The organism is Lactococcus sp. dk101, assembly GCF_009601055.1.
Taxonomy (GTDB): Bacteria; Bacillota; Bacilli; order Lactobacillales; family Streptococcaceae; genus Lactococcus.
In genome coordinates this window covers 60035-85139 of the sequence record NZ_WITI01000002.1, presented here as the reverse complement: position 1 = coordinate 85139, position 25105 = coordinate 60035, and the positions used below count along the sequence as shown (strand labels likewise).

Annotated in this window: 24 protein-coding genes and 1 pseudogene; 8 read left to right on the top strand and 17 right to left on the bottom strand. The window is 38.8% G+C overall.

Features of this window, described 5'->3' with window-relative positions; genetic code table 11:
• Positions 1–84 precede the first annotated feature (84 nt).
• From GHI45_RS02320 to miaA, 3 genes are all read right to left on the bottom strand, one after another.
• Positions 85–990, bottom strand: coding sequence for an SPFH domain-containing protein (locus tag GHI45_RS02320; RefSeq protein WP_147778889.1), 906 nt, complete (start codon positions 988–990; stop codon positions 85–87).
• A gap of 108 nt (positions 991–1098) precedes the next feature.
• Positions 1099–1764, bottom strand: a complete 666-nt coding sequence (locus GHI45_RS02315; protein WP_147778888.1) for a hypothetical protein — start codon at positions 1762–1764, stop codon at positions 1099–1101.
• A 99-nt stretch (positions 1765–1863) separates the two neighbouring features.
• Positions 1864–2748 (bottom strand): tRNA (adenosine(37)-N6)-dimethylallyltransferase MiaA, encoded by an 885-nt coding sequence (gene miaA / locus GHI45_RS02310; RefSeq protein WP_147778887.1) that lies wholly within the window; start codon positions 2746–2748, stop codon positions 1864–1866.
• Between the two features lie 113 nt (positions 2749–2861).
• On the opposite strand from miaA, the gene GHI45_RS02305 reads away from it, so the two are divergent.
• Complete coding sequence (locus GHI45_RS02305) at positions 2862–3029, top strand: DUF3042 family protein (RefSeq protein WP_147779126.1); 168 nt, start codon at positions 2862–2864, stop codon at positions 3027–3029.
• Between the two features lie 35 nt (positions 3030–3064).
• Here the strand turns inward: GHI45_RS02305 and GHI45_RS02300 are convergent, their stop codons facing one another.
• Both GHI45_RS02300 and GHI45_RS02295 read right to left on the bottom strand, forming a co-directional pair.
• The gene (locus GHI45_RS02300) at positions 3065–5149 is read right to left on the bottom strand and encodes a potassium transporter Kup (protein WP_147778886.1); all 2085 of its coding nucleotides are present in this window, start codon (positions 5147–5149) and stop codon (positions 3065–3067) included.
• Between the two features lie 132 nt (positions 5150–5281).
• Positions 5282–5839 (bottom strand): hypothetical protein, encoded by a 558-nt coding sequence (locus GHI45_RS02295; protein WP_147778885.1) that lies wholly within the window; start codon positions 5837–5839, stop codon positions 5282–5284.
• Between the two features lie 283 nt (positions 5840–6122).
• On the opposite strand from GHI45_RS02295, the gene GHI45_RS11235 reads away from it, so the two are divergent.
• The 4 genes from GHI45_RS11235 (at position 6123) to GHI45_RS02275 (ending at position 9429) form a co-directional block, all read left to right on the top strand.
• Positions 6123–6845 (top strand): helix-turn-helix transcriptional regulator, encoded by a 723-nt coding sequence (locus tag GHI45_RS11235; protein WP_187230038.1) that lies wholly within the window; start codon positions 6123–6125, stop codon positions 6843–6845.
• A 220-nt stretch (positions 6846–7065) separates the two neighbouring features.
• The gene (locus GHI45_RS02285; RefSeq protein ID WP_147778884.1) at positions 7066–7974 is read left to right on the top strand and encodes an NADPH-dependent FMN reductase; all 909 of its coding nucleotides are present in this window, start codon (positions 7066–7068) and stop codon (positions 7972–7974) included.
• Position 7975: 1 nt separating this feature from the next.
• The gene (locus GHI45_RS02280) at positions 7976–8929 is read left to right on the top strand and encodes an FAD:protein FMN transferase (protein ID WP_147778883.1); all 954 of its coding nucleotides are present in this window, start codon (positions 7976–7978) and stop codon (positions 8927–8929) included.
• A gap of 11 nt (positions 8930–8940) precedes the next feature.
• Positions 8941–9429: a PAS domain-containing protein gene (locus GHI45_RS02275; protein WP_228385995.1), complete on the top strand. Its 489-nt coding sequence runs from the start codon at positions 8941–8943 to the stop codon at positions 9427–9429.
• Between the two features lie 263 nt (positions 9430–9692).
• On the opposite strand, the pseudogene GHI45_RS02270 reads toward GHI45_RS02275, so the two are convergent.
• The 8 genes and pseudogenes from GHI45_RS02270 to GHI45_RS02235 form a co-directional block, all read right to left on the bottom strand.
• A pseudogene (locus GHI45_RS02270) lies at positions 9693–14060 on the bottom strand (Eco57I restriction-modification methylase domain-containing protein).
• Positions 14060–14734, bottom strand: coding sequence for a methylase (locus GHI45_RS02265; RefSeq protein ID WP_147778882.1), 675 nt, complete (start codon positions 14732–14734; stop codon positions 14060–14062). Before GHI45_RS02265 ends, GHI45_RS02270 begins: the two are co-directional and overlap by 1 nt.
• 250 nt (positions 14735–14984) lie before the next feature.
• Entirely contained in the window at positions 14985–16403 is a 1419-nt protein-coding gene (gndA, locus tag GHI45_RS02260; protein ID WP_147778881.1) for an NADP-dependent phosphogluconate dehydrogenase, read from the bottom strand.
• A 174-nt stretch (positions 16404–16577) separates the two neighbouring features.
• Positions 16578–17114: a YtxH domain-containing protein gene (locus tag GHI45_RS02255; RefSeq protein ID WP_147778880.1), complete on the bottom strand. Its 537-nt coding sequence runs from the start codon at positions 17112–17114 to the stop codon at positions 16578–16580.
• Between the two features lie 2 nt (positions 17115–17116).
• Positions 17117–17581, bottom strand: a complete 465-nt coding sequence (locus tag GHI45_RS02250; protein WP_147778879.1) for a DUF948 domain-containing protein — start codon at positions 17579–17581, stop codon at positions 17117–17119.
• 150 nt (positions 17582–17731) lie between these two features.
• A complete protein-coding gene (gene lgt, locus GHI45_RS02245) occupies positions 17732–18538 on the bottom strand; it encodes a prolipoprotein diacylglyceryl transferase (protein ID WP_147778878.1) in 807 nt (268 codons plus the stop codon).
• 25 nt (positions 18539–18563) lie between these two features.
• Entirely contained in the window at positions 18564–19490 is a 927-nt protein-coding gene (gene hprK / locus GHI45_RS02240; protein WP_147778877.1) for an HPr(Ser) kinase/phosphatase, read from the bottom strand.
• A 136-nt stretch (positions 19491–19626) separates the two neighbouring features.
• Entirely contained in the window at positions 19627–19806 is a 180-nt protein-coding gene (locus GHI45_RS02235) for a DUF3272 family protein (RefSeq protein WP_147778876.1), read from the bottom strand.
• A gap of 134 nt (positions 19807–19940) precedes the next feature.
• Between GHI45_RS02235 and GHI45_RS02230 the strand changes: the two genes are divergently transcribed.
• Entirely contained in the window at positions 19941–20384 is a 444-nt protein-coding gene (locus GHI45_RS02230) for a GtrA family protein (protein ID WP_147778875.1), read from the top strand.
• Positions 20385–20408: 24 nt separating this feature from the next.
• On the opposite strand, the gene GHI45_RS02225 is transcribed toward GHI45_RS02230, so the two are convergent.
• Together GHI45_RS02225 and GHI45_RS02220 are read right to left on the bottom strand one after the other, a co-directional pair.
• Positions 20409–21422: a YihY/virulence factor BrkB family protein gene (locus tag GHI45_RS02225; protein WP_147778874.1), complete on the bottom strand. Its 1014-nt coding sequence runs from the start codon at positions 21420–21422 to the stop codon at positions 20409–20411.
• A 66-nt stretch (positions 21423–21488) separates the two neighbouring features.
• Positions 21489–22346 (bottom strand): methionyl aminopeptidase, encoded by an 858-nt coding sequence (locus GHI45_RS02220; protein ID WP_147778873.1) that lies wholly within the window; start codon positions 22344–22346, stop codon positions 21489–21491.
• Positions 22347–22685: 339 nt separating this feature from the next.
• Here GHI45_RS02220 and GHI45_RS02215 point away from each other — a divergent pair, with 339 nt between their 5' ends.
• Positions 22686–23132 (top strand): flavodoxin, encoded by a 447-nt coding sequence (locus GHI45_RS02215; RefSeq protein WP_147778872.1) that lies wholly within the window; start codon positions 22686–22688, stop codon positions 23130–23132.
• Between the two features lie 50 nt (positions 23133–23182).
• On the opposite strand, the gene GHI45_RS02210 is transcribed toward GHI45_RS02215, so the two are convergent.
• Positions 23183–23920, bottom strand: a complete 738-nt coding sequence (locus GHI45_RS02210) for an RNA methyltransferase (RefSeq protein WP_147778871.1) — start codon at positions 23918–23920, stop codon at positions 23183–23185.
• A gap of 194 nt (positions 23921–24114) precedes the next feature.
• Between GHI45_RS02210 and GHI45_RS02205 the strand changes: the two genes are divergently transcribed.
• Complete coding sequence (locus tag GHI45_RS02205; protein WP_147778870.1) at positions 24115–24408, top strand: acylphosphatase; 294 nt, start codon at positions 24115–24117, stop codon at positions 24406–24408.
• Positions 24409–24438: 30 nt separating this feature from the next.
• On the opposite strand, the gene GHI45_RS02200 is transcribed toward GHI45_RS02205, so the two are convergent.
• Positions 24439–25041 carry a lysozyme family protein gene (locus GHI45_RS02200; RefSeq protein WP_147778869.1) on the bottom strand — a complete coding sequence of 201 codons (603 nt, stop codon included), beginning with the start codon at positions 25039–25041 and terminating at the stop codon, positions 24439–24441.
• Between the last annotated feature and the right edge of the window lie 64 nt (positions 25042–25105).

Genomic DNA, 25105 nt, shown 5'->3' with positions numbered 1-25105 from the left:
AAATGATAAAAAATTCAAGTTTCGATTTCGAAAATAAAAAAAACGAGAAAAACCAATGGCTTTCTCATTTTATTTTATTTTATTTTATTTCTTAGCTCCTGCGAGTGCAGTCATAATTTGTGTCCGAAGTTCATCGGCACCTTGTGCGCCACCTGGCAAGAAAATGGTTGAATTACCGCGGTCAGCAAATTGGTTCAAGGTATCAAGATATTGGTTGGTCAAGAGGATGGACATGATTTGTTCTTCGTCAAGGTCAACACCAACTTTCTTGATTTCTGTGATTTGTTGTGCCAAACCATCAACAATCGCTTTACGTTGCTCCGCAATCCCGACCCCACGCAGGCGGTCTTTTTCAGCTTCCGCTTCGGCAGCTGTAACCACTTGGATTTTGTTGGCATTGGCAAGCATTTGAGCAGCGTCTTGTTTACGTTGTGCCGCATTGATGTCGTTCATTGATTGCTTAACTTCAGCATCAGGTTCAACTTTTGTGATCAATGTTTTGACAATGATATAGCCATACGTTTGCATCTCTTCAGCAACGGTTTTTTGGACTTCCAAGGCAATCTCATCTTTTTTCTCAAAGACATCGTCCAAAATCAATTTTGGAACAGCCGAACGAATCGCATCTTCAATATAAGCTTTGATTTGTTCGCCTGGATTGATCAATTTGTAGTAGGCATCTTTGATAGATTCTTCATTAACACGATATTGTGTTGCAATATTCATGGTAACAAAGACGTTGTCGGCCGTTTTTGTCTCAACGGTCATTTCAGTTTGCAATAAACGCAGTTGGATGCGTGCAGCAATTCGGTCAATCCCCCATGGCAATTTCAGGTGAAAACCTGCTGTTGCTGTGGTTTGATATTTACCGAATCGTTCGATAATGGCCACCGTTTGTTGTTTGACAACAAAGGCTAGCGTACTCAGGCTTGCAATCAAAATAATTAAAACAGCAGCAAGCACAATCAGTGGAATGATAAGGACTGACATAAAAACCTCCCTCTGCACTGTCAGGCAGCGCAATATATTTCTTTCTGTTACTATTATATCATGATTTCATGTCAAAAAGAAAAAATTCCCAGTTTTGAGAACTCTTTTTTAGAATAATTTTTTGATATACAAATTAAATTGTTTTTGATAAAATTGCAGGCTTGGCGCTTCAAAGTAACCAATCTTTTCTGCCTGTTCAAATAAATCATCAATATTATAGCTTGACAAACGCATATAATTCGCGTTTTCAGCCAAATCTGTCAGCGCTGACAGGCTGTCAACTGCTTCAAAAGCTCCACCGAATTCTGCCTTTTTCATGCCAATCTCATTTTCATCATAAACTAGGACATAATGTGGGAAAATTTGTGACAGTTCAAAGACCAACTCACGCGTGATTTTTAAAGGAAACTCACAAAAAATCAGTGCCTCTTCTTGCGCATTTTTGTAGCAAAAACCAAAAGATTTCCCTGACAAATTCAAACGAATAAAGCGGAAATTTTCAGCTCCGGCTTTGCCTTCCAAACGGAAATCTGGTTTTTCTTGAAAAAGCTCCAAGTCTTTTGACAAATTGAAAAAGTAATCCGTTGCGTCCTTTGGCGAACGTTTTTGATAAAGCTCTGCAAAGTAAGCATTTAAGACACTTGCTGGTGGCGTAACCAATACTTTTTTGTCCATATCATCCGTCAAATTGGCAAGACGATTTTCCAAAAAAATACGATCTTGCTCCATAAAGCCTCCATATTTCAAGGCTAAGTCAATCCATTTTTGATTCATTGTGTTACCCAAATTCTATTTTTCTCGTTCTTCTAGACGGCACTCACTAAAAAATCTGAACGACTAAAAAGTGAGTCCTAGTCTATTATAACATGAAGCTCATTTTTCTTCGAGGAAGAGTTGTACCTCAGAACGCATTTTTTCCATTTGTTCTGTTGAAAAAACATCGACAAAGTCAACCGACATTCGATTTTTAAACCATGTAATCTGGCGTTTGGCATAGCGTCTCGAATTGCGTTTGACTAATTCGACAGCCTCCTCAAGCGTGATTTCTTGACGGAAATAAGGGAAGAATTCCTTGTAACCAATTCCTTTTGCTGCTTGAACATCAGGAAACTGGTCAAAAAGCATTTTTGCCTCATCTAATAAGCCATTACGCATCATCAGATCCACACGCGCGTTGATTCGCTCATACAAAAGCTCCCGTGGTGCATTTAAACCAATCAAATGAAAATCATAGTTCGAACTTTGATTTTCTCCCGACCCAAACTCAGCCAATTCAAGCGCCCGAATGGCACGACGCCGATTAATTTCCTCAATTTTAATTCCCTGCTCACTTACTTTTTGAAACAAAACATCGTCTGTCAGCGCTGACAGGCTTTCACGCAAGTCCATCATTGCCTCATGATTTTCCTGTCCGCCCAGATGATAGCCTTCAATCAAAGATTGGAGATAAAGTCCTGTGCCTCCAACAATGACTGGCACTTTTCCATCCGTTAACAGTTGCTCAATCAGCCGATTGGCTTCATTGACAAAATCAAATGCTGAGAAATTTTCAGTCAGCTGACGTACATCAATCAAATGATGAACGGCAGCAGCTTGTTCTTCAGCAGTTGCTTTTGCTGTACCAATATTCAGTTGGCAATAGACCTGCTGCGAGTCACCCGAAATCACTTCCCCATTAAAATGTTGACAGAGTTCAATCCCCAATGCCGTCTTACCTACAGCCGTTGGACCAACGACTACAATTACCTTATTTTTCATGAATTTTCCTTGCTATTTTTCCTGCAATATACTATATTTAGTATAACACAAGAAATCAAGAAAGCGATTAACCGATGTGTGAGTCACTTTCTCCAGAAACGAAAGGAATTGCCATGAACAAAATGATTAAGGGTTACCTGATTGGAAAATCAATCGAGATTGTTGTTGCCACAGCTATCGTTGTCTGCACTGGACTTACTGCAGAAATTGCCAAGACCAAAAAAGAGGATTTCATTGCACTCAATCGTAAAAAATCACAAAGAAAACGTTATTCACGTTAAAAAAAAGAGCCGAGGCTCTTTTTTTATTTTTCATTTTAATTTTTTTCTTGTGCTTTCAAAGCTTGATGTACTTCTGATGGCTTAAGTTCGCTCGTGGTAGAAGGAACACCTTCTGTCACGACTGGCTCAGCACCTGGAATACGTTCGTGAATTTCAAGATTACGGACATCTGACAGCACTAAAGGCACGGTCTCCATGGTTACTTCCGAAAATTGAAGTCCAAACCAGCGCATTGGCGAAGATGTAAATTTCTTAATGGTTGCCTTCGTGAGCAAGACAAAGCGATCAAAATCGTTCATCTGACGCGCATTGGTCAGCTTTTCTTCAATAACAACAAAACGGAAATCGCCTACTTTACGGCCTGGCGTAATCGAGTAATCCTGATGTTGCATTGGAATACGGCCAGACTCCATCAAATCCGTCACAATGGTTCTCAAATAACGTGGTATTTCTTGACGCATTCTAAAACCAAGATATATCACTACGCGAACGATATAATCCGTCCCCATCATATCTACCTTATACTCCGCGGTATATGGTTCATCCGTAACTTTCACATTGACAAACCAATAAACTTTGGCACGTTTTGGCCGTTTATCCAAGATCGAATACAAAACAGAGCGATCAATCCATTCATGATCCATTCGACTGGTCAAATAAACCACATTGGTTTGATACAAATCAATCGTTGGGTCATCGCGCAAGGCTTTGAGTTGATGCTTGTAGTCATTCAAGTTCAAGGACTTGATGTATTTAAAGACAATCGCATTGCCGTGGTGCCAAATAAACATGACAAACATGATTAACAAGGCAATAATGACAACAACATAGCCGCCATGCAAAAACTTCACAGCTGAAGCAATAAAGAACATGCCTTCAATAAGGATAAAGAATGACATGATGCCGTATGCCAACCATTTTGGCAAACCACGTTGAATAAGATAATAAGACAAGAGGATACTTGTCATCAACATGGTAACCGTGATGGCCAAGCCATATGCAGCTTCCATATGTGCGGAAGTCTTAAAATACAAGACGATGCAACTGGTTGTTATCCACAAGGCCAAATTGACCGCTGGAATATAAAGTTGTCCCAAAGTTTGCCCTGGATAATAGATTTTCAACATGGGCAACAATTTCAAACGAATGGCTTCTGAAACCAAGGTAAAGGAACCTGAAATCAAGGATTGCGACGCGATGATTGAGGCAAAGGTTGCCAAAATAACCGAGTACAGCATGATATTAGTCGGCAAAATGGCAAAGAAAGGATTAAGTCCGCCCAAATCAGAGCCACGGTGGGCAATCAGCCAAGCGCCCTGTCCACAATAAGACAAGACAATACAAATCTTGACAAAAGGCCAACTCACATGAATATTGCCTTTTCCGACGTGTCCGAGGTCAGAATACAAAGCTTCTGCCCCTGTTGTCGCAAGGAATATTGAACCCAAGACAAACAAACCGGCTTTATTCTCAGTGCTGAACAAGAGATGGATAGCATAGTAGGGATTAATGGCCTTAAAAATGGCCAGATTTGCAAACGAATTTAACAAGCCTGTAACGCCCAAAAAGCCAAACCAGATGAACATGACTGGCCCAAATATCTTTCCGACAAAGCCCGTTCCAAACCGCTGAATGAGAAACAAAATTGCCAAAATAATCAAAGTCGTTATGACAACAATGTTTTGATTGCTATAAAGTTCAGCCAAACTTGGCACGCCTTTTAGCCCCTCAATCGCCGAAGTCACCGTCACTGCTGGCGTTAGTGCGCCGTCAGAAAGGAGGGTTGCGCCTCCAATCATGGCAGGCACAATTAGCCATTTGGCCATTTTACGAACCAAGGTAAAGAGTGAGAATATGCCACCTTCATGATGATTGTCTGCATTTAAAGCGATAAGGACGTATTTTACAGTTGTAATCAAGGTCAATGTCCAAATAATCAGACTGACCGCCCCTAAAATAAAGTCCTCAGAGATATGAGCGAGGCCACCTTGGCCTTCAACAATGGATTGCATGGTATAGAGTGGGCTTGTCCCAATATCTCCATACACAACACCCAAAGCAATAATAAACCCAGCTTTTGTAGCTTTATTAAATGATTTATTATGTGCAGTTTTGCCCATAATAAAACCTCAACTTTCATTCCAAAAAAATTTTATCAAGATCTGGATGACACCATTATAGCAGATTTAAAAAATAAGTCATCAAAAATATCTTAATCCAAATGAAAAAGGGAACGTCATCCCTTTTTCGACTCAGTCTTTTAATAACCAATCAAGTGTCACAACGCCCATGTCACTGATTTGTATGCAATAATCAAGTAAAGGTGTACCGAAATTATTTTCCCAGTACATGACCGTTTCAGTTGAAACGGCGGGTTGCATGATTTGAGCGAATTCTGCTTCTGAAAGCGACAGTCTATTTCTTATGGATTGAATCTTTGTGCCTAGTTTTAATGGTGGAATAGAATATTCAAAATTCTTTTCTGTATCTAAAATCTCAGCTTCAGTCATTTCCTCTGAGTCAAGACTTTCATTTTCGTCAGTTTCTGAAGGTGACACTTTTGGAAGTTCTACCACAGTGATGGGTTTGACTCTGATGAGTTTGGCTTCTTCTTTAATTTGTGACACCGCTTCTTGAATGCTCAAAATCAGGGTATCGTCTGGTGCCTTTCTAAAGAATAAATAGTCTGACAAATTGGCGCTGTCCATGTTTAAAAACTTCGCTAATTCTATAGTTGTAATCCGCTGTGACTTTAATGTTGCTCGGATTTCTTTTAATTGCTTCACTTTATTTTCATCATTTTTTTGCATGAGTATCTTCTCTCTAATAATAATCTAATAAAACAAAAAACATTGCAGAAAGCCAAACCAGGATTATTTTAATCAATATTATAAAAAAATGTGAAAAATACGCTTAATTATAAAACATAAACTGTATTTAATCATTTTATGTGATATAATATAATTATTTATGTTACAATATGACAGAAATAATATCAATCCAGCTTCTGTAATCCATTAAATACAAAATGATTATATACTAGATTGTTTGTTTTGTCAATAATTTATTTACATTTTTGAGGAGAATTAATAAATGACTTTTTATGATCGTTTAAAAACGCTTGTTGTTGAATCGAAAAAATCGTTCAATCAAGTCGAACGAGAGCTGGGATATCCTCGAAACGCTCTCGCAAATTACCGTCTTGGGAAGCAACCTAGCGCCCGACGTCTGTCAGAACTTGCCGATTTTTTTGATGTGTCCGACGAATATTTGCTTGAAAAGAGCGATGACCGTGACCACAAAAAAATCCAGAAATTATTTAATAAATTAAATAATGATAATCGTCAATTGGTTATGGATTTTATTCAAGAAAAATTGGAACAGCAGGCTGTTGCTGAAGTTGGCTATACAACTGTTACCATCACAAGTTTCATTTATCGTGGTGACTACGTATGGCAACAAGGACGTTTGGACTCAAAAGTTGACGTACCAAGTTCACAAGTTCCTGAAGAATTCCATCAAGTGATTGAACCTGTCGGTTCAGACTTCTTCACCGAAGCGAAAGACGGCGATTTGCTCTTTGTCAAATATGACAAAGTGATCGATTTTGACAATATCGGTGGATTTATTTTTAATGACGAAAAATTTGTTCGTGTTGTAACATCTGGCGGACGTTTGCTTTATATTCACCAAGACAATCCTGATTTTGCGCAATACATTGCTGAAAATAATGCAGACACAAAAGAATTTCCTCAAGCAAAAATTGTGGACATTTTCCACACACGTACCCGTTCATGGGAAAAAGGAAATCAATAATCAAAAAGAAATTAACATTAAAAACGAAGGTGACCTTCGTTTTTTTGTCAGCTCTGACAGAAAAGCAGTGAGTTCACTGTTCTTTTTTTATAGCATCTGTATTCTATTGACACCACAAGAATTTTATATTAAAATGAAATTGTTAAATAATAAGCTATAGAAAGGACGTTTGTTGCTTTGCAACAACGGTTCTACTTCTAATAAATAGAACGGTCAAGCTATGAAATACGTTGCTATCGTTGGAACCAATGCCAGTTTTTCTTACAACCGAAAACTCCTTTGGTACATGAAAAAGCATTTCAATGCACAAGCTCAAATTGAAGTGCAAGAAATTACAGATGTTCCACTTTTTAGTGAGGACTATGCAACAACACTAGCCCGTGTCAATGAAATTGCGCGCGCCATTGAAGAATCAGACGGCGTCATCTTCTCAACGCCCGAATACGACCACTCCATTACCGCAGGTTTGAAATCTCTGATAGAATGGCTCTCTTGGGGCAAGCACCCTTTGACCAATACGCCAGTCATGATTGTCGGAACTTCTCTTGGACAAATGGGTACCGTTTTCGCCCAACAAAATCTGCGTGAAATCCTCAGTTCTCCAGGCATTGACGCTTTTGTCTTGCCCTCAAATCAATTTTTGCTTGGGCGGGCACCTAAAAGTTTCAATGAACATGATGAGCTGTCAGATGAACGCACCATTGGTTTTCTTGAAGCCTGTTTCAATAATTTCATGCTTTATTCACAAACCGTCAAATCCATGCGTGATTTGGCACAAGACCGCACTGGAAAAGCGCTTGTAAAGACAGAAAAACCTGTCCACACACTGCACGAAGTTGCTCATATTCTTGAAAAAGGCGAGGGCTGGTGGATTGAGAAAATCAATCTTGGCTTTCCAATTTCTGATGCTGAGACGGGAAGCTCGAAAAAAGAGACCCACGACGCTAAGACTGGTGCATCAAAATCTGAACACGCAAAACCTGTTGTTTTAGCACCAAAAGCAGATGCTCACATCTTGGATAAAGGCGAAGGCTGGTGGATTGAGAAGGTTGCATTGACCACAGGCGCTTCAAAATCAGAAGCCGATACGGAAAAATCTGATAGCGAAACAGGTGCCTCTAAACACTAAAATGGAAAAAGAACGTGCAAAAAAGCAGATTGCAAAACGTTATCGTGCTTTAGGGACTGTGATTGATTTGGCCGTTTATGGCAGCACTGACGAGAACTTACTTGATGGCGCTTTTCACTTAATTCAGCATTATGAAGATTTACTGACGGTCAATCGCCCCTTGTCAGAGCTGATGACCGTCAATCTTGCCGCTGGAAAATCAGCCGTCCAAGTTTCCGACGCTGTCTATCAGCTGACAAAACAAGCAGTTGAGCAAAGTCAAGAACATTTTGGCTTCAATGCTGCAATTGGCCCTTTAGTCAAACTGTGGCACATTGGTTTTAAAGATGCCAAACTTCCGACAGCAGCCGAGATTGAGGAAAAATTGGCTCTTGTCAGCCCTGACAAGATTGAACTTTCGGATGCAGATTTTTCCATATTTTTGCCCAAGGCTGGAATGGAACTTGATTTGGGTGCGATTGCCAAAGGCTATATCGCCGACCGGGTGCGCGATTATTTTGCTGCCTACGGTGTCAGCTCTGCCATCATCAATCTGGGAGGCAATCTGGTGCTTATGGGGTCTGCTCCTCATCATGACGATCAGAACTGGCGGATTGGCATTCGCGATCCATTCGGGGCTTCTGATGAAGCTGTGGTGCAACTTTTGACGCGTCATTGCTCAGTGGTCACTTCTGGCATTGCAGAGCGCCATTTTGAAATCAATGGCAGATCTTATCATCACATTTTTGATTCAAAAACGGGTTATCCTTTTGAAACTGACCTTGTCAGCGTAACTGTCATTACTGACAAATCGGTTGATGCCGAGATTGAGACCACACGGCTCTTTTTCGCACAGGAAATCCCTGCCGATTATGCCCATTCAGCCATTTTTATCTATCAGGACAAATCTATAAAGCTAGTCAACATTAAAGCTGACCAACTACGCATTATCAATCACGACTTTTATATCAAATAAGGAGAATTAACATGGTTATGACACGCGAACGCGACCAAAAAGACGAAGACGCAAAAACATATATTGATGAACTGGGCAATATCAATTTACCAACAGGACATTTTGACTTAAAACTTCTAAGAACGATGCTTAACATGATGCCATTTGAAATCGATTTGATCGACGCCAATGACAAATTTGTTTACTTTACTGACAGCGATACACGGATGCACCAACGCTATCCTTACCAATTAGAACAAGATTTACTTTCATTGCACCCAGAAAAACCTGAGCGCATTCGCCCAACCGTTCAAAAAATCTTGGACAGTTTCCACGACGGCTCTGCAGACCATTATGAACAATGGTTTCCAATGGCTGGAAAGACTTGCTACATCAATTATTACGCCTTGCGTGATGCCGATGGCACATATCTTGGATGTATGGAATTCACAGGTGACATCACGCGTATCCAAGGCTTCCGCGGTATTCGTACCCCACATAATTCTGAAAAATCAGAATAGGCCAAATGTGGAACGAAAGGATGATTTAGTTCATCGCTCTATACGTACACGCATGCGTGGAGATAGGGAAATATTCCGATTAAATCCAGCTTGTCGCTGGGTTTTTTCTTTTATTTTGACAAAAAACTAGAGATAATTAAATCTCTAGTTTTTGCTTTAATCCATCGCTCTAGCACTTCGTGAACGCATGCTACGCTGTCCATTTGCTGTAAAGTGCTAAAGCACTAACGCAAAATGGCAAGCGACTGCTAATGAGCTAAAGCTCAAAGCATCTGCTTAACTTTCTCCTCAATAAACGCAATCTCATGTTCATCAAGTCCATACTTGGCATAGAGTTGTTGGTCAATTTCAGGGATTGATTTTGTCCAGTCGATGTCGGAGTTGGATGTGAAGTCTTGGAGGGGGACTTTTCGCCATGTTGACTTTGGATTATCTTGTGTGATTTTCAAAATCCCAAGCATTGCACGAGCAAATTTTGTTTTAATATATTTAATCATATTTTGAGCTTCATTCTCTTTAGAAAATATACCTAAAGAAATAAAACTTTGGGTAAACCCGATTAGGGGCTCCCCGATTAGGGGGGTGGAAAGCACTTCGCCAATCGCTCCTGTTCCATTGGCTTTTGGAACTAAAACTTTATATGATTCAAGATTTCCATATTCTTGCAAATATTTTCTATTTATCCATTTATATAATCGTTTGTTCTTTGTTAGCCCAAGAATTTGAACATCTTCATTTCCCCTTTTTTCATCAGTAAATACTGATAATTGCTCAAAAGCAGGTGTTGTTAAACGTTGTTCTTTTCCATCACTTCCGATAATCTGCTTTAATTCAGGAAAATCATTGTACAGCACTTCTAAATTAAATTTGTTTTGCAAAGTCACATAATCACTTAATGGTTCAAATTTATCATTGACAACTTTTTTTAGAATTGTATTTAGTTCTTCAAAATGAGTGAAAACATCAATAGCACCAAAGTTTTGTTTCTCATCTCTATAACTTACAACTAGACCTCCTTTAATATCTGTATTAGGGAAAACTTCTGCACTATTTTGATTAAAATAGACAACCTTAAAATGTTTATCTTGAAGCATTTTTTCATTCCATGATTTCGGTGTCTTTCCTGCATTAAATAAAAATCGCGCTGGAGTGATTAAAACTGCTTTGGCTGCAACTTAATAAGCAGCTTCCATGAATAAATGATAAATTGGTATATCGCTAGTATCTTTCGTTTCTTCCTGATAAGGCGGATTCCCCACCACAACATCAAATTTCATTACATTCAGTCCTTTTTGTATTTCTTCTACGGTATTTTTAAGATTAGCTTTTAGCTTCTGGTTAATATCTTCCACATACAAAATATTCGTAGTCCAATCCTTATAACCTGCCATCGTACGCTGTGTAATCGTCTTCGCCATCGGCGTTTTGGCGATGACATAGATGTTATCCTCTAAAATTCTTTGGATGATTTCATCTTCATCCAACTTACTGATTTGTCCTGCACGGTCATTATTGAGCTGATTTCGCTGTTGATAAAAGATAGAACTTGCGACATAAAGTGGATAAAGCCCTGTCTTTGAATTGATCTCAAGAATTTTGCTCGTCGGATGAAACACTTCATGACTCAAGTCAGTTTCGACCCAACAAATAGACTCTTGACCGTTCAACGTCGTATTTTCAAAGTTTTCATCAAAATAACGCAGCCCACCAATCGTTTTAGACAGTTGGAGATTGACCACGCGCCACGGTGTCAAAACCGTTTCTTTATCAGGATTTTTGAACGTCCCGAAAAGCTCTGCGATTTTCTCTGCACGCTCGGTATATTCCAAGTCATCATAAGATTTGGCACGTTGACGGATGATGCGCCCCGCCTCGATGAAAACCTCAGGGTCGTAGTATTTTGCAAAGCGTTTGAAATCAGATTTTTTAATCCCTCTAGGCATAAATTCTTCCCAAGAAACGCTATCCACTTGATTGACAAACTCATCAATATCAACCTCTTTATCAATATCAAGTTCCATGCCGTAAATCATCATCGGGATGCGGATAGAAATGCCACGAAGAATAGAAATCATCGTTTTACGTTGTTTTTTAGCTTGCTTCGTCTTTTCTATCGCTTCATTTTCTTCCGGCGTTCGCTCACGTTTGGGCTTCTTCTGCGCTTTTTCGGCTTGATCGTACTCCTCATCGGTCAAGCCTTGTTTATTGATTTCAATTTTCTTTGGAAGTCCTGCAAGATTCGTTTTACCGACAATTTCTTTCAAATTCTTAAAATCATTCAAATCTGCTTCATCAAGTGTCAAAAGCTCATCATTATAGAGCGAGTCATCTTCAAATCCTGAACGCACTGCTTTTTCTGCATAGACTTTCTTGAGTTGCGTCAGCATATTGTCCACGTTAAAAACTTTCATACCGTTTGCTGTTTGTCCCAAAATCGGCATAAAATTAAGCAAGCGTGTCATCGCTTCTTTTTGTTGAACGGTATTTTTCTTGCCGACACCCGAGTTGATTTGCGCACTCTCGGCCATGACAGCAAGGGCACGGTCAGGCGCAAAGTCAAAGATATAACAATTTTTCTTCATACCGAGCTTTTCATGAGAAAATGGCGTTTGCGCACGGAAAGCCGCTTGAAGATAGTTCATCGCACTGTTCGTATTTGAAAGGAATAATACTGCCGTCCACTCAGGAATATTGACACCTGTCGTCAATTTTCTTACTGTTAACGTAATGGTTTTGGTCTGGCTAGGGTCACCGATAGCCTGTCTAACTTTATCGAGGTCACCTGCCGTCGCGACCTCGTTATTATCGAATTTGTCATTTTTAACGACATTGATGATTTTGTATTCTTGACCAAAAATTCGATGTGCGTTGAGCAATTTCTCAAAAGCGTTGGCTTCTTTGACACCTGGCATGAGCCACAAGGTATGACGGAGTTCATTGCGATATTGAGCCGTTGAAAATGGATAATTTGTCGAACTATCTTGATTCGTGATATTATCCAAAAACGCATTGACATCTAATTTATGTACAAGTTCACCATACTCATCTACTCGGAAAAATTCACGGAAATTAAACGCTTTTGATTCTTCCGCAAATCGCTCTTTATGCTTCATTTCAAAGGTGTACATATTGACCTTTGGCAGCGTTTCATAAGGATTTGGCTCAAGTGGATGCTCATAGTGCCAATGATTTTTAGCATTTTGCTCCATCGTATAATCCCATGTATAGACAGCTTTTTCATCATATTGATCTTGAATATTGAACGGTGTACCACTGAGTGACAGGATTTTTGTATTTATTTTATTAAGAGATTTCAACACATTATCCGCAAGCTCCGTCTGCGTCCCTTCGTGGGCTTCGTCAATGATAATCAAATCCCAGTCCACGTCTGAAAATTCGCTGAGATCTGCTTTCCCGCCATCATAACGGAGCTTTTGAATAGAGACAAAATAGATGAATGGTGTATCGCCTGATTTCAAATTTCCAAGTCGTTCTCCTTTATTTTCTGAACCGAAACGATAGTTTTCGTCCGCCATCTTCATTTTACCAAAATCTTCAAACCATGAGTCTGACACTACCGGACGATGGGTCATGATAAGTACTTTTTGATAGTGTTCATCTTTGATAAGTTGGAGCGAGGTCAATGTTTTACCAAAACGCATTTTTGCATTCCAGAGCATTTTTTTATTTTTCTTATCTTTGAATACCTTTTTTGTTTGTTCTACAGCTGATTTTTGCTCGGGCCGAAGTTTGATTTGATATTCAGGACTTGGTTCCGAGACGATATTTAAGGCTGATTGCCGATTTTTAACAGCTTCAATCGCTTGTTTCGCTGTTTCTAAGTCAGTTTGAAACCATTCTGTACCGCCTAATTTATCAGCACGCTTAACACCTGAACGTTCCAAAACTTGATGCACTGCTTTATCATGAAACCACTCTTTGGGTCTATATCGAACTGCAAGTTCTGCCCATTCTATTTTCCAAGGCAATCCCGCCGTTGTCATATATTGTTTAATCCGTTGACTGGCCTTTTTCCTCAAAAAATCACTGTTGGGCTCTGTATTTTGTTCCTCATCTTCCTCTGAAATCGATGCTTCGCCAATTTTTTGAGTTCCTTCATATCGTGGAGAAAGCCCATCGGAATTATCAACAGTTTGAATATAAATCAACTTACGCTCTGCCGTTTGATAGAGTTTCTCCGCTTGGGGTTCTAGAAAATCCATATAAACAGGTTGAATATCTGGTGAAATATATTTTTTTACATACCAAACGAGTATCACAAAAATTTTATTAAGGGCAAGTTTTGCATTCTCTTGAGTAGCACTCCGACTATTAAGATTATGCGCCGAATCGTTTCCTAATTTTTTGACATCATAAAATGCATCTATAATAAAAGGTTCAAATTGATAGGCTTTAATTTCACGCAAATTATCATTAAAGCTTGAACGCTCATCTAAATCTTTGCCTTCCTTTACTAGAATAGCTTGAGCTGTATTTTCAGCCAATTTTCTTACTTTTGTTAGCGTTCCTTCATAATCTTTGGATGTATAATTCTGTTCAGCAAAATTTGCCGTTTGAAATAATTCTGTAGTTTCTAACTCCAAATTTAAAAAATCAAAATTTGTACTCATTATAATTCTCCCAATTTATAGGCTTCTTTAATATCAATTACCTCGATTTGTTTAGCTTGAGGTTCATCGTCAAATAAAAAATCAAAACTCATTTGTCCATCAACAACCCCAACTTCAGCTTCTTCGTTAAAAAGTGAAGCAAAAGTAAATTTGATAGGCTCAACCTTACTTGAGCTTCCATATACTTTCTTCCATTCGTAAAACTCAATCCATTCATCATACTCAGGATGCTTTTTTGTTAACGTATTTCCTCGAACAATATTTTTATCAATAATGAATTTTGCTGATTTGTATATTTTGTTTGCTGGATTTAACTTTTCTCCATTTTTTTGTTCATACCAGTCTAAATAAAAAATCCGCATTCGGTAGCGTGCAAGTTCTAGATTATCTTCTAAAAACTCAATTCCATAAATAGAAGATAATGCAATCAAAGATTTCGATTCCCAATACCTTTTATTAAATTGTGTTGTAACAGCATCTAATTTACGCTCCAGTATTGCAAGTAAAAAATTGCCATCCCCAGCAGAAGGTTCTAAAAACGTAGCTTCAATATCTTCACAAGATTTTTTTATTTCGGGAACATCCAGCATTTTTTGCACCATCCAATGTGGTGTGAATACCTCGCCATGCTGTTGCACCCTTGCTTTAGACTTAATTAGTTTTTCATCGTACATCTCTAACCTCCAGCCTATTTAATAAATCACTATAGCCATAGGCACGAGATCTATCTTGGTTTAAATTTTTCTTTTTTAATTCTCATTAATTTCTTAAAAGTATGTTAAAACTACTATTTTAACATACTTTTATTATAGCAAATTTCTGAAGCCCTTACACCTGATAATACGTATTAGAACTCTCGAAATATTTTAACATTTTTTGAGGGTACAAAAAAAAGCCACGAAATCGTGACTTTTATTATCTTAATTATTCTTCCGTGTACCAGTCATAGTGATAAACACCTTCTTTATCTGTACGTTCGTAAGTATGTGCTCCGAAGTAGTCGCGTTGGGCTTGAATCAGATTTGCTGGTAAGTTTTCTGAACGGTAGCTGTCATAGTAAGCAATGGCAGAGCTAAATGTTGGCGCTGGTGTTCCAGTTTGAACAGCGAGGGCAACAACGTCACGGACTGCAGCTTGATAGTTTTTAGTGATGTCAACAAAATAGTCATCAAGCAAAAGATTTTCAAGTTCTTTGTCTTTATTGAAAGCATCTGTAATTTTTTGCAAGAATTGAGCACGGATAATGCAGCCTGCACGCCAAATCTTAGCGATATCAGCGTATGGCAAATCCCAGTCAAATTCTACTGAAGCCTTGCGAAGTTGAGCAAAACCTTGTGCATAAGACATGATTTTTGAGAAATACAGAGCTTGACGGATTTTTTCAATCACTTCTTTTTTGTCGCCTGTAAAGTTGGCTGTTGGCCCAGCCAAAACTTTGCTTGCTTTGACACGTTCGTCCTTGTATGTTGAAATATAACGTGCAAAGACAGACTCTGTAATCAATGGCAATGGTACACCGAGGTCAAGTGCAGATTGTGATGTCCATTTTCCTGTGCCTTTATTTCCAGCTTTATCAAGAATTTTATCAACGATAAATCCTTCGCCTTCGTCATCTTGACGTTTCAAAACTTCTTTTGTGATTTCAATCAGGTAGCTGTCAAGTTCACCTTCATTCCATTCTTCAAAAATGGCTTGAATTTCAGCATTTGATAGACCCAGAACGCGTTTCAAAAGGTCATAAGACTCAGCGATAAGTTGCATGTCGCCATATTCAATGCCGTTATGCACCATTTTAACGAAGTGTCCAGCACCATTTGGGCCAATGTAAGTGACACATGGTTCACCATCTTGAGGGGCTTTTGCTGAGATTTGTTCAAAAATTGGAGCAACAAGATCATAGGCTTCTTTTTGTCCACCAGGCATCATTGATGGGCCTAAGAGCGCACCTTTTTCACCACCAGAAACACCTGTTCCGATAAAGTTAATGCCTGAGTCTGCAAGTTCTGCATTACGACGGATAGTATCCGGATAGTGCGTGTTTCCACCATCAATCAAAATATCGCCTTTATCAAGCAAGGGCAACAAAGATTTGATTGTTGCATCAGTTGGGCCACCTGCTTTGACCATGAGCATGATTCGACGTGGTTTTTCAATCGCGTCAACAAATTCTTCCAGCGTTTTAGTAAAGACAAAATTTTTGTCAGGGTGTTCAGCGATAACTTCTTCAGTTTTAGCTGTTGTACGGTTAAAAAGTGCAACGGTATAACCACGTGATTCAACATTGAGTGCGAGGTTTTTTCCCATAACGGCCATGCCGACAACACCAAAGTTTGCTTGTGTCATAATGATCTCCTATTTGTGAATTAATAACTCCATTATAGCGTAAATTTCTTACAAGATGCTTAATAAAAGATAGAAATTGTTTTACATATACAATAAAAAATAAAAAATAACTGAAATACTGCCTTTTCTTTGATTTTTAAGCATATAAAAGGCTACTCTCAGTTACTTTTTATTTTAATCTTCAGTTGCTTTTTCAGCAATGTCTTCTGCTGTTTCAGCAACTTTATCAGCTGAATCTTCAACGACTTGATCTGCTTTTTCTTTAAAATCGGCAGCAGCTTCTGCGACTTCATCAGTCACTTCAGATTCTGTTTCGTCAAAAAGTTCTTCGCTCTCTGAGGTAATTTCATTGATTTTTTCAACAATCGCATCACGCGTTGCATTGAAGAAAGCAATCACTGATTCTTTAGAAAGTTCGCCTGAATCAACTTTTTCTTTGATGATATCGCGTTTATCCAACAAAAAGTCTTTTGCGCGTTCTGCTGAGATTTCGCCTGAGTCAAATTTATCTTTGACATCATTGAACTTTTCTGTTGAATAGTCCATGGCGTTGTCTTTCCAACGGTTCAATGCTTCTTGTGGATTATCTTTGAAATCATCATAGACTTTTCCAGCATCTTCACGCAATTCTTCTCCTTTTTTTGGAGCGAGGAAAAGGGCAGCAGCTGCACCAACAAGGGCACCAATAAGTAATCCTGATTTTTTAGACATCTTTATACCTCCGGTTTAGTTTCTTTTATTTCGACTTTTGTGTTCACCTCTTTGCTAACCTTTTTATCTGCTGTTTTGACAGGAGATTTTTTAACAAAGAATTTTTTCGCTGTTTTAGCAGCAAGGACAGCCGACGTTGCCGTACGCGCTGTATTTGGACGGTTCATTTTTGAAACAAGACGACGGGTTGACCCATTGACTTCAGAAATGCTTTCTGATAAATCAGCAACCGCCGTAAATAATGGATCGATTGTTGCCACCTTGCCGTTGACATCTTCAAGCAATACATTTGCTTTCGTCATCAAATTATCGGCTTGATGAAGCAATAAATCGACATCACTCGTAACAACTTTTACTGTGCGATTTGCTTCTTCCATTATTTTCGAAGCTTTGATTAAAACAATCACTAAGAAAACAACAAGTACTGCAAATGCAATAGCAATCACCATTAAGGCAATACTTCCCATATTGATCCTCCTTGTATTTTACGCCGTAGCGCTGTTACAATCTTAGAAACAGATTATAATTTAATTTTATTATAACAAATTTTTTATCTTTTTGTTAATAACTTTATTATATAAGACAAAAAAACTTGTCAGTACTGACAAGTCTTTATTTCATTCATATTTTTTATAACGGCGAACGGCAATGATGCCGATACCTACAAGAATTAAAAGGCCTGATAACCATTGTGAAACACGAGCTGGGCCCAGCATCAAACTGTCCGTCCGCATGCCCTCAACAATCATTCGTACAAAACCATACCAAATCAAATAGAAGGCAAAAAGATCCCCACGTTTGATAAATTTCAAACGGTGTCGGAAAATGACCATCAAAAGGAAACCTAGTATATCGCCAATACTTTCATACAAAAAAGTCGGCGTCCGATAATGTCCGTCAATGAACATTTGATTTTTGATAAAATCGGGTAAGAAATTGAGATTATCGACGATTTTTCCATAAGCTTCTTGATTGACAAAATTCCCCCAACGGCCAATACCTTGTGCTAAAATTACACCTGGAACCGTAATGTCAAGCAAGTCAAGCGGATGAATCATGCGATAATAACAAAAGATAAACAAGACGATTGCTCCTGCAATGAGACCACCGTAAATGGCACCTCCACCATCCCAAAGAGCAATGATTTGACCTGGGTGTTGACTATAATAAGACCATTGGAAAGCGACATAATAAGCACGTACACCAACCAATCCAAGCGGAAAGGCAATCAAAACAAAGTCAATAATGTCATCAACCGAAATCGTCATGCCATCAGCTTTAAGCTTCGTTGGTGCTTCTTTACAAGCCATCCAGACCGCAATAGCAGCCCCGCTCACGATAAAAATCGCATACCAGTGAATAGCCAAAGGGCCTAATTGTAAAGCAACTTTGCTAAGGGCTAAAAACGGAAATATAGTATTCATAATATTCTTCTTTTGAGTTTATTTTTTAATCTGTGTTTTCTTCAATAAGATGAGTCAAACGATCTTCAAAAACTTGTGTTGCGTCGTAGCCCATTTGTTTGGCACGGAAATTCATAACCGCCGCTTCAATGATAACAGACACGTTGCGGCCCGTTTTGACTGGAATTCTTGCTTGAGGCAATTCAACACCAGCCAGCGTAATCATTTGTGTGCCATTTCCCAAACGATCAAACTGCTTGTCTGTGTCGTAATTTTCAAGGTAAATGGTCATGTCAATATCCGTTTCGTCTTTGACAGCACCTGCACCAAATAGGGTCATAACATCGATAATTCCGACACCACGAATCTCAATCATATTGCGTAAAATCTCTGCTGGTTCGCCAGACAAAGTGAAAGCATCGCGTTGATAAACATCAACACGGTCATCAGCCACCAGACGATGACCACGTTTCACCAATTCCAGACCAGTTTCAGATTTACCAATGCCACTTGCTCCTTGAATCAAAACGCCGACACCGAAAATATCCATCAAAACGCCATGAACAGTAGTGCGTTCAGCCAGCTTTTCATCAAGGAAAGTCGTTAAAATTGAATTTAATCGACTGGTTGATTCGCGAGATTGTAAGAGGACAATGTCTTGCTTTTTAGCTGCGGCAATCATTTCTTTGGGAATTTCCAAATCACGCGCCACAATCACACAAGGCGTCACGTCGGTCATGATTTTCTTGAGTAAATCATAACGATTGTCTCCGACAATGTCCATCATGTAAGACCATTCTTTCATCCCAAAAAGCTGAATGCGTTCTGGTGTGAAGTATTCGAAATAGCCTGACATTTCAAGTCCCGGACGCATGATGTCCGAGGTTGTGATTTTTTTAGCTAAGCCGCTTTCTGTCGAATAAATGACATGAAAACGAACACGTTGCACTAATTCACGAACTGTTACTTCCATGATTTCTCCTCTTAAACTAATAAAATTGATCCTTAAATCAAGTCAAAATATCATTTCCTTGAGTGATTTGCTGCAAAATAAGGGATAAAAATGCATGCGCAAAAAGCTAGACTATAAAATGGGCCTAGAATTTCGATTATAGCAATCCGCTCTTTTTGATAAACTTATCCAGTTTGTATGACACTGACAAGCGACGGATTAAAAATAAAGCAAAAAAGCCAGCAAAAAGCCAATCTCGACTAAAAAGACAGATTGAGAAAAAAATTGCTTCGACGGCTGTTCCGATAATAAATGATAAAAATCTTTGTTTAGGCATGTGTCTATCATATCCTATTTTGTCATTAAAAGTCAATCATCAAGAATATTTTTTTAACGTTTTCATTTCTGATATTTCTTCATCTTCTTTGATTTATCTCACAAAAATCATGCATAATTTGCTATAATTACTTCATGAAAAAAATCATCTCATTCGCAAAGACCGAAGCTTTCAAATATCTGGTCTTTGGCGTCCTAACAACACTTGTTTATTATATCTTCATGTATGGCAGTCTGTCATTACTGACACATGTGGCGGGCAAAGCTTCCATCTCTGAAGCGATTGGTCAAGCCATCAGCATTATATTTGCCTTTTATACCAATAAAAAATGGGTTTTCGAACATGAAAGCAATCACGTTTTCCTTGACTTTATCAATTTTGCAGCCGGTCGTGTTTTCTTCATGGTGATTGCCATCGTGCTCAAATGGTGGTTTGGCGATGTTTATCCAAGTATCTTAATGAACCTCCTTCATTTAGGTTTCAATACTAGCATGTTGGTTTTCTCGCTCTTTATTCAAATCCTTAACATTGTCCTTAACTATTTTTATTCCAAGTTTTTGGTTTTTCGCAAAAAATAAAAACATCTCTCGTGAGATGTTTTTTTATTCTTCATCATTTTTATCAGCGGTCATTTTTTCAAGCCGGTCTTCAATAAAATCTGAAATTTTGTGTTCGCCTGCTTTCTCGTCCTTGTCTGTCTCCAAGTCGTCATCATCTTCGTTGTCTTTTTTGCGGTCTTTGATGAATTTAACGATTTCGCCACGTCTGGTTTCGAATTCCCCTTCACGCATGCGTTGGAAGGTCGCATTTAATATTGACCCAATAATCAAGACACGTGAAATAAAGATGAACCAAATCATCAAGGCAAAGATAAGCAATGACCCAATCAACTTAAAGTCATTCAGTTGACGAAGGGAAAGATTGACCAACTGCGCGATGAAGTTCATGAAAAAGACTAGGATAATGGTCGAAAAAACAGTTCCCGGTAAGGCATACCGAATTTTTCGAATTTTGACATTTGGCAAGAGATAATAGAGTAAAACCAAACTCAAGAAGGTGGCAAGACTGACTGCCGGAATGGTCATGCTATGCAAAGTTTGATAGAGCTGGTCATTGAAATGAAAAGAGCTATGCACCTGTTGCAAAATAATTTGACCAAAGGTCGATAAAGCGATTGAGAAGTACAGAAAGAGGAAAATTGCCAAGCCTGAAATCATCCCAATCAAGCGACTAAGGATAAAATCACGATGTTCCGAAACTTCGTAGGCTTTATTCATGGACATTTGCAAAGCAGACAGCGCTTTTGAAAACGTCCATAACCCTGCCAAAATCGAAACCCAAAGCAAGCTTGTGTTTGGATTGCTCAAGATGTTTTCAACCACTGGTGCGAGGCCATCATAAAGTTGCTCTGGTACATTGGTACTTAAAAAATCAAGGACGGTGTCCACGTTAATTTTAAAGAAAGGAAGCGCATTTCCAATAATCAAAAGCATTGGAAAAAGAGACAAGAGCAGATAATAAGCGACTGCGATTGACGACAGACTCATCTCTGAACTTTTGAAAAAGCCAATAAAAGTATTTACCCATTCTGCAATCGGTTTTATAAGTTTTTTCATCTTGTCTCTTTTTCTCATGTTGAACACCAGTCATTTAAAAAATGGCTGCTCCTTACTTCTTAATGCTTAATAAGTCCGTTCTTCACCTTGAGAAGTCAAGATGACTGGACCATCTTTTGTAATGACAAATTGGTGCTCGTATTGACATGAAAGACCACCGTCTTCTGTCTTAAAGCCCCAACCTGTTTCTTCATCTTCCACCACACGCCAAGTGCCTGTGTTAATCATTGGCTCAACTGTAATGACCATTCCTTCGCGCAAACGAAGGCCGCGTCCTGCTTTACCAAAGTGAGGAATCAAAGGTTCTTCATGCATGGTTGGCCCAACGCCATGTCCGCAAAGGTCGCGAACAACGCCATAACCAAGGCCTTCTGCATATTCTTGAATGGCTGCACCAATATCTCCAATACGATTGCCCACTTGTGCCGCTTCAATGCCTCGATAGAGACATTCACGTGTCACATTCATCAAATCAGTCACTTCTTTTGGTGCGTCACCAACAGCGTATGCCCAACAAGAGTCAGCCACACCACCACGGAAACCTTCCATGATTGCTTTCATTTTCTTGGTATCGTTGAAGTCAACTTTTTTCATGTCAGCATAGTCATCTTCGATGAGGCCTAAAACCATGTCAACTTTAATCAAATCACCATCTTTAAGTGTTTGATGACGCGGGAAACTATGTGCCACTTCGTCATTCAAACAACAACAAGTCGCATAAGGATAGTCCATCATGGCACCGTCAACACCAATTTGCATTGGGATAACGTTTTTTTCTTTACAAACCTTGCGGACATATTCTTCAATCTCCCACATGTCAATGCCTGGCTTAATAAGATCACGCAATCCAATATGAATTCCAGCAAGAATATCACATGAACGTTGCATTTGTTCGATTTCACGAGCAGATTTAAGTGTAATCACGATAATTACTTCTTTCTTTTGTTTTTAAATTTATTTTGAAGTGACGCATACTTTAATTGAAAATTGGGTTTCATGACGCATTCAGCTGGTATTTATCATCAACTGCTACGCTAATTTCAAAAAATCATGAGCCTTTTCAAAATCTTGTTTCTTATAAATACACTTTATTTTACCACAAATCACAAACTTTTTTCTACAATCCTGTGTTATCCTGCTATTTCAGCTCTTTTTTCATCGTTTTTCAAGTCCTTTTCGCTAATAAATGATTTTTTCATGTTTTTTTTGTGAAAAATTGATATAATTTGATTAATCAATAAATCTGAAATAAGAGGATTAAAAATGGCTTTAGCAAAAATTGTATATGCAAGTATGACTGGAAACACCGAAGCGTGTGCGGATATTGTCGCAGACAAGCTTGAAGAACTTGGCTTTGAAGTTGAATGTGACGAATGCTCATCTGTTGATGCATCTGATTTGGAAGACGCTGATTTGATTGCTGTTGGAACTTATACTTATGGCGATGGTGAATTGCCAGATGAAATCGTTGATTTGTACGAAGATTTAGCTGACACTGATTTGACTGGCAAAATCTTTGGTTGTTTTGGTTCTGGCGATACATTTTACGATGATTTCTGTATCTGTATTGACATGTTTGAAGAACGCATGTTGATGACAGGTGCGACAAAAGGTGCTGACATTGTCCGTGTTGACTTGTCACCAGAAGATGAGGACGAAGAACACTTGGAAGCCTTCGCTGAACAGCTTGCCACTCACTTTGACCTTTAATAAAAGTACAATAAAAAACTGTCAGTTCTGACAGTTTTTTTAATTCATTTTTATAAACTAAACATCAAAATCCCAGCTGCAACTGCCACATTGAGTGATTCGGCTTGACCTGGCATTTCGATATGCACCAGTTGGTCTGCTTGTCCGACTGCCAATTCGCTCACGCCATTGCCTTCATTGCCCATGACAAGTGCAAAACGGTCGTAGCTCAACTTTTTATAATCACTAGATTCAGCAGATAAAGTCGTGACCAAAAGTGGTAAGCCAGCTTCTTTCATTTCAGAAAAAACTTCCAAAGCCGACTGACCTGTCAGTACGGACAGATGAAAATTGCTGCCCTGCATTGAACGCATCACTTTTGGACTGTAAATATCTGCGGTATCTTCAGTCGTGATGACAGCATCAAATCCAGCAGCGTCAGCCGTTCGGATCATGGTACCGACATTTCCAGGATCTTGAACATTTTCCAGAATCAAAATTTTATTTAATGTAAAAGCGGCAGGAGCCGTATTTTTAACGACAGCCACAATTCCTTGAGGTGTTCCTGTTTCTGACAAACTTTTCAAAACCTCAGGACTTGTTTCGATGAAATCAACCCCTTTTGGCAGCTTATCTGTCTTGTCAGAGCTGACAAAGACCTCAACCAATTCAGCCTTGGCTGCTAGCGCTTCATTGAACAAATGAAAGCCTTCAATCAAGTAATTTCCAGCTTGCTTGCGCCCTTTTCTCGTCAAAAGTTTCTTGGTTTCTTTAATTTTTTTATTGTCCTTAGACGTTATCATTTCCATAAATTCATTTTAACAAAATTTCATGAAACTTGCTCTTTTTTATGTTATAATTTTGGCAAATGGAGCTATTCTATGACTATTTCAACACTACAAGACAAAAATTCCCTGAACAAAAATGTCTCTCAGAAGAGCAAGATATTTTTATTCTTTGACTTTGCTTTATTTCAATTTTTATAGATTGGAGGTGAATCCTAATTTTTAAAACTAAAATTATCGTTTCAGGCCGTGTTCAAGGCGTTGGCTTTCGTTATTTTGTGATTGCAACAGCCCAACAAGTCGGTGGCATTTATGGTCGTGTCTGGAATAACGACGACGGTAGCGTGGGCATTTTAGCTCAAGCTGATGACGCAGAGCGTCTCAATCACTTCATCACTTTAATCAGAAATGGCCCCAAACGAAGTCCGTTTGCGAAAGTCACTTATTTGGAAAGCATTCCTGCTGCATTTGATGATTTTCATGATTTCAACATTTCTTATCAAGCCTATTAAAAAAACTGTCAGCTCTGACAGTTTTTTAGTTTACCAGTTTAAATAGCGCAACAAATACATGTTCATCCGCACTTCACGCGCATAAAACATATTGCCGCCATCAACATAAAGCTTGCCTTGATTGAACCAAAGCGAATCTAGCGTGATATGATAATAAGTTGCTCCTGTTGTATTGCCAAGACTTGGCGCCACAACATCTCTTGAATAGGCCTTTGACAAGGCTAGTGTGTTTTGCCCACCATTTTTTGCCACATAATCGACATAAGACTTGCCATAATTGTAAGCTTGGACACCTGCCCAAACATCAACATTTTTTTCATCTGCATATTGCAAGACTTTCGTCAGATTTGACAGCCCTTGATGGATACTTTCTGCCTCTGTCATGATGGTATCTTTTTGGCCAGTCAAACTTTCACTTGACTGCATGATATCAACATTCTTCCCTTTTGTTTCCGTATAAATAATGGCAAGGGCTAGGTTGGTATCTCCTTGCAGACCTTGCTTTTTAAGACTTGCCTCAACAGCTGACTTATAAGTCATCACGTGTTTGACATTTTGATGCACGCGGTACACGTAAAAAGCTGCAAGTACAAGCAGTACCAGCATGGCTAATTTTACGATTTTTTTAAACATATCACTTACCTGGATTCTTTCTGATAGCATTTATTTTCCACAAGGGAACGTTGAATAATTTAAC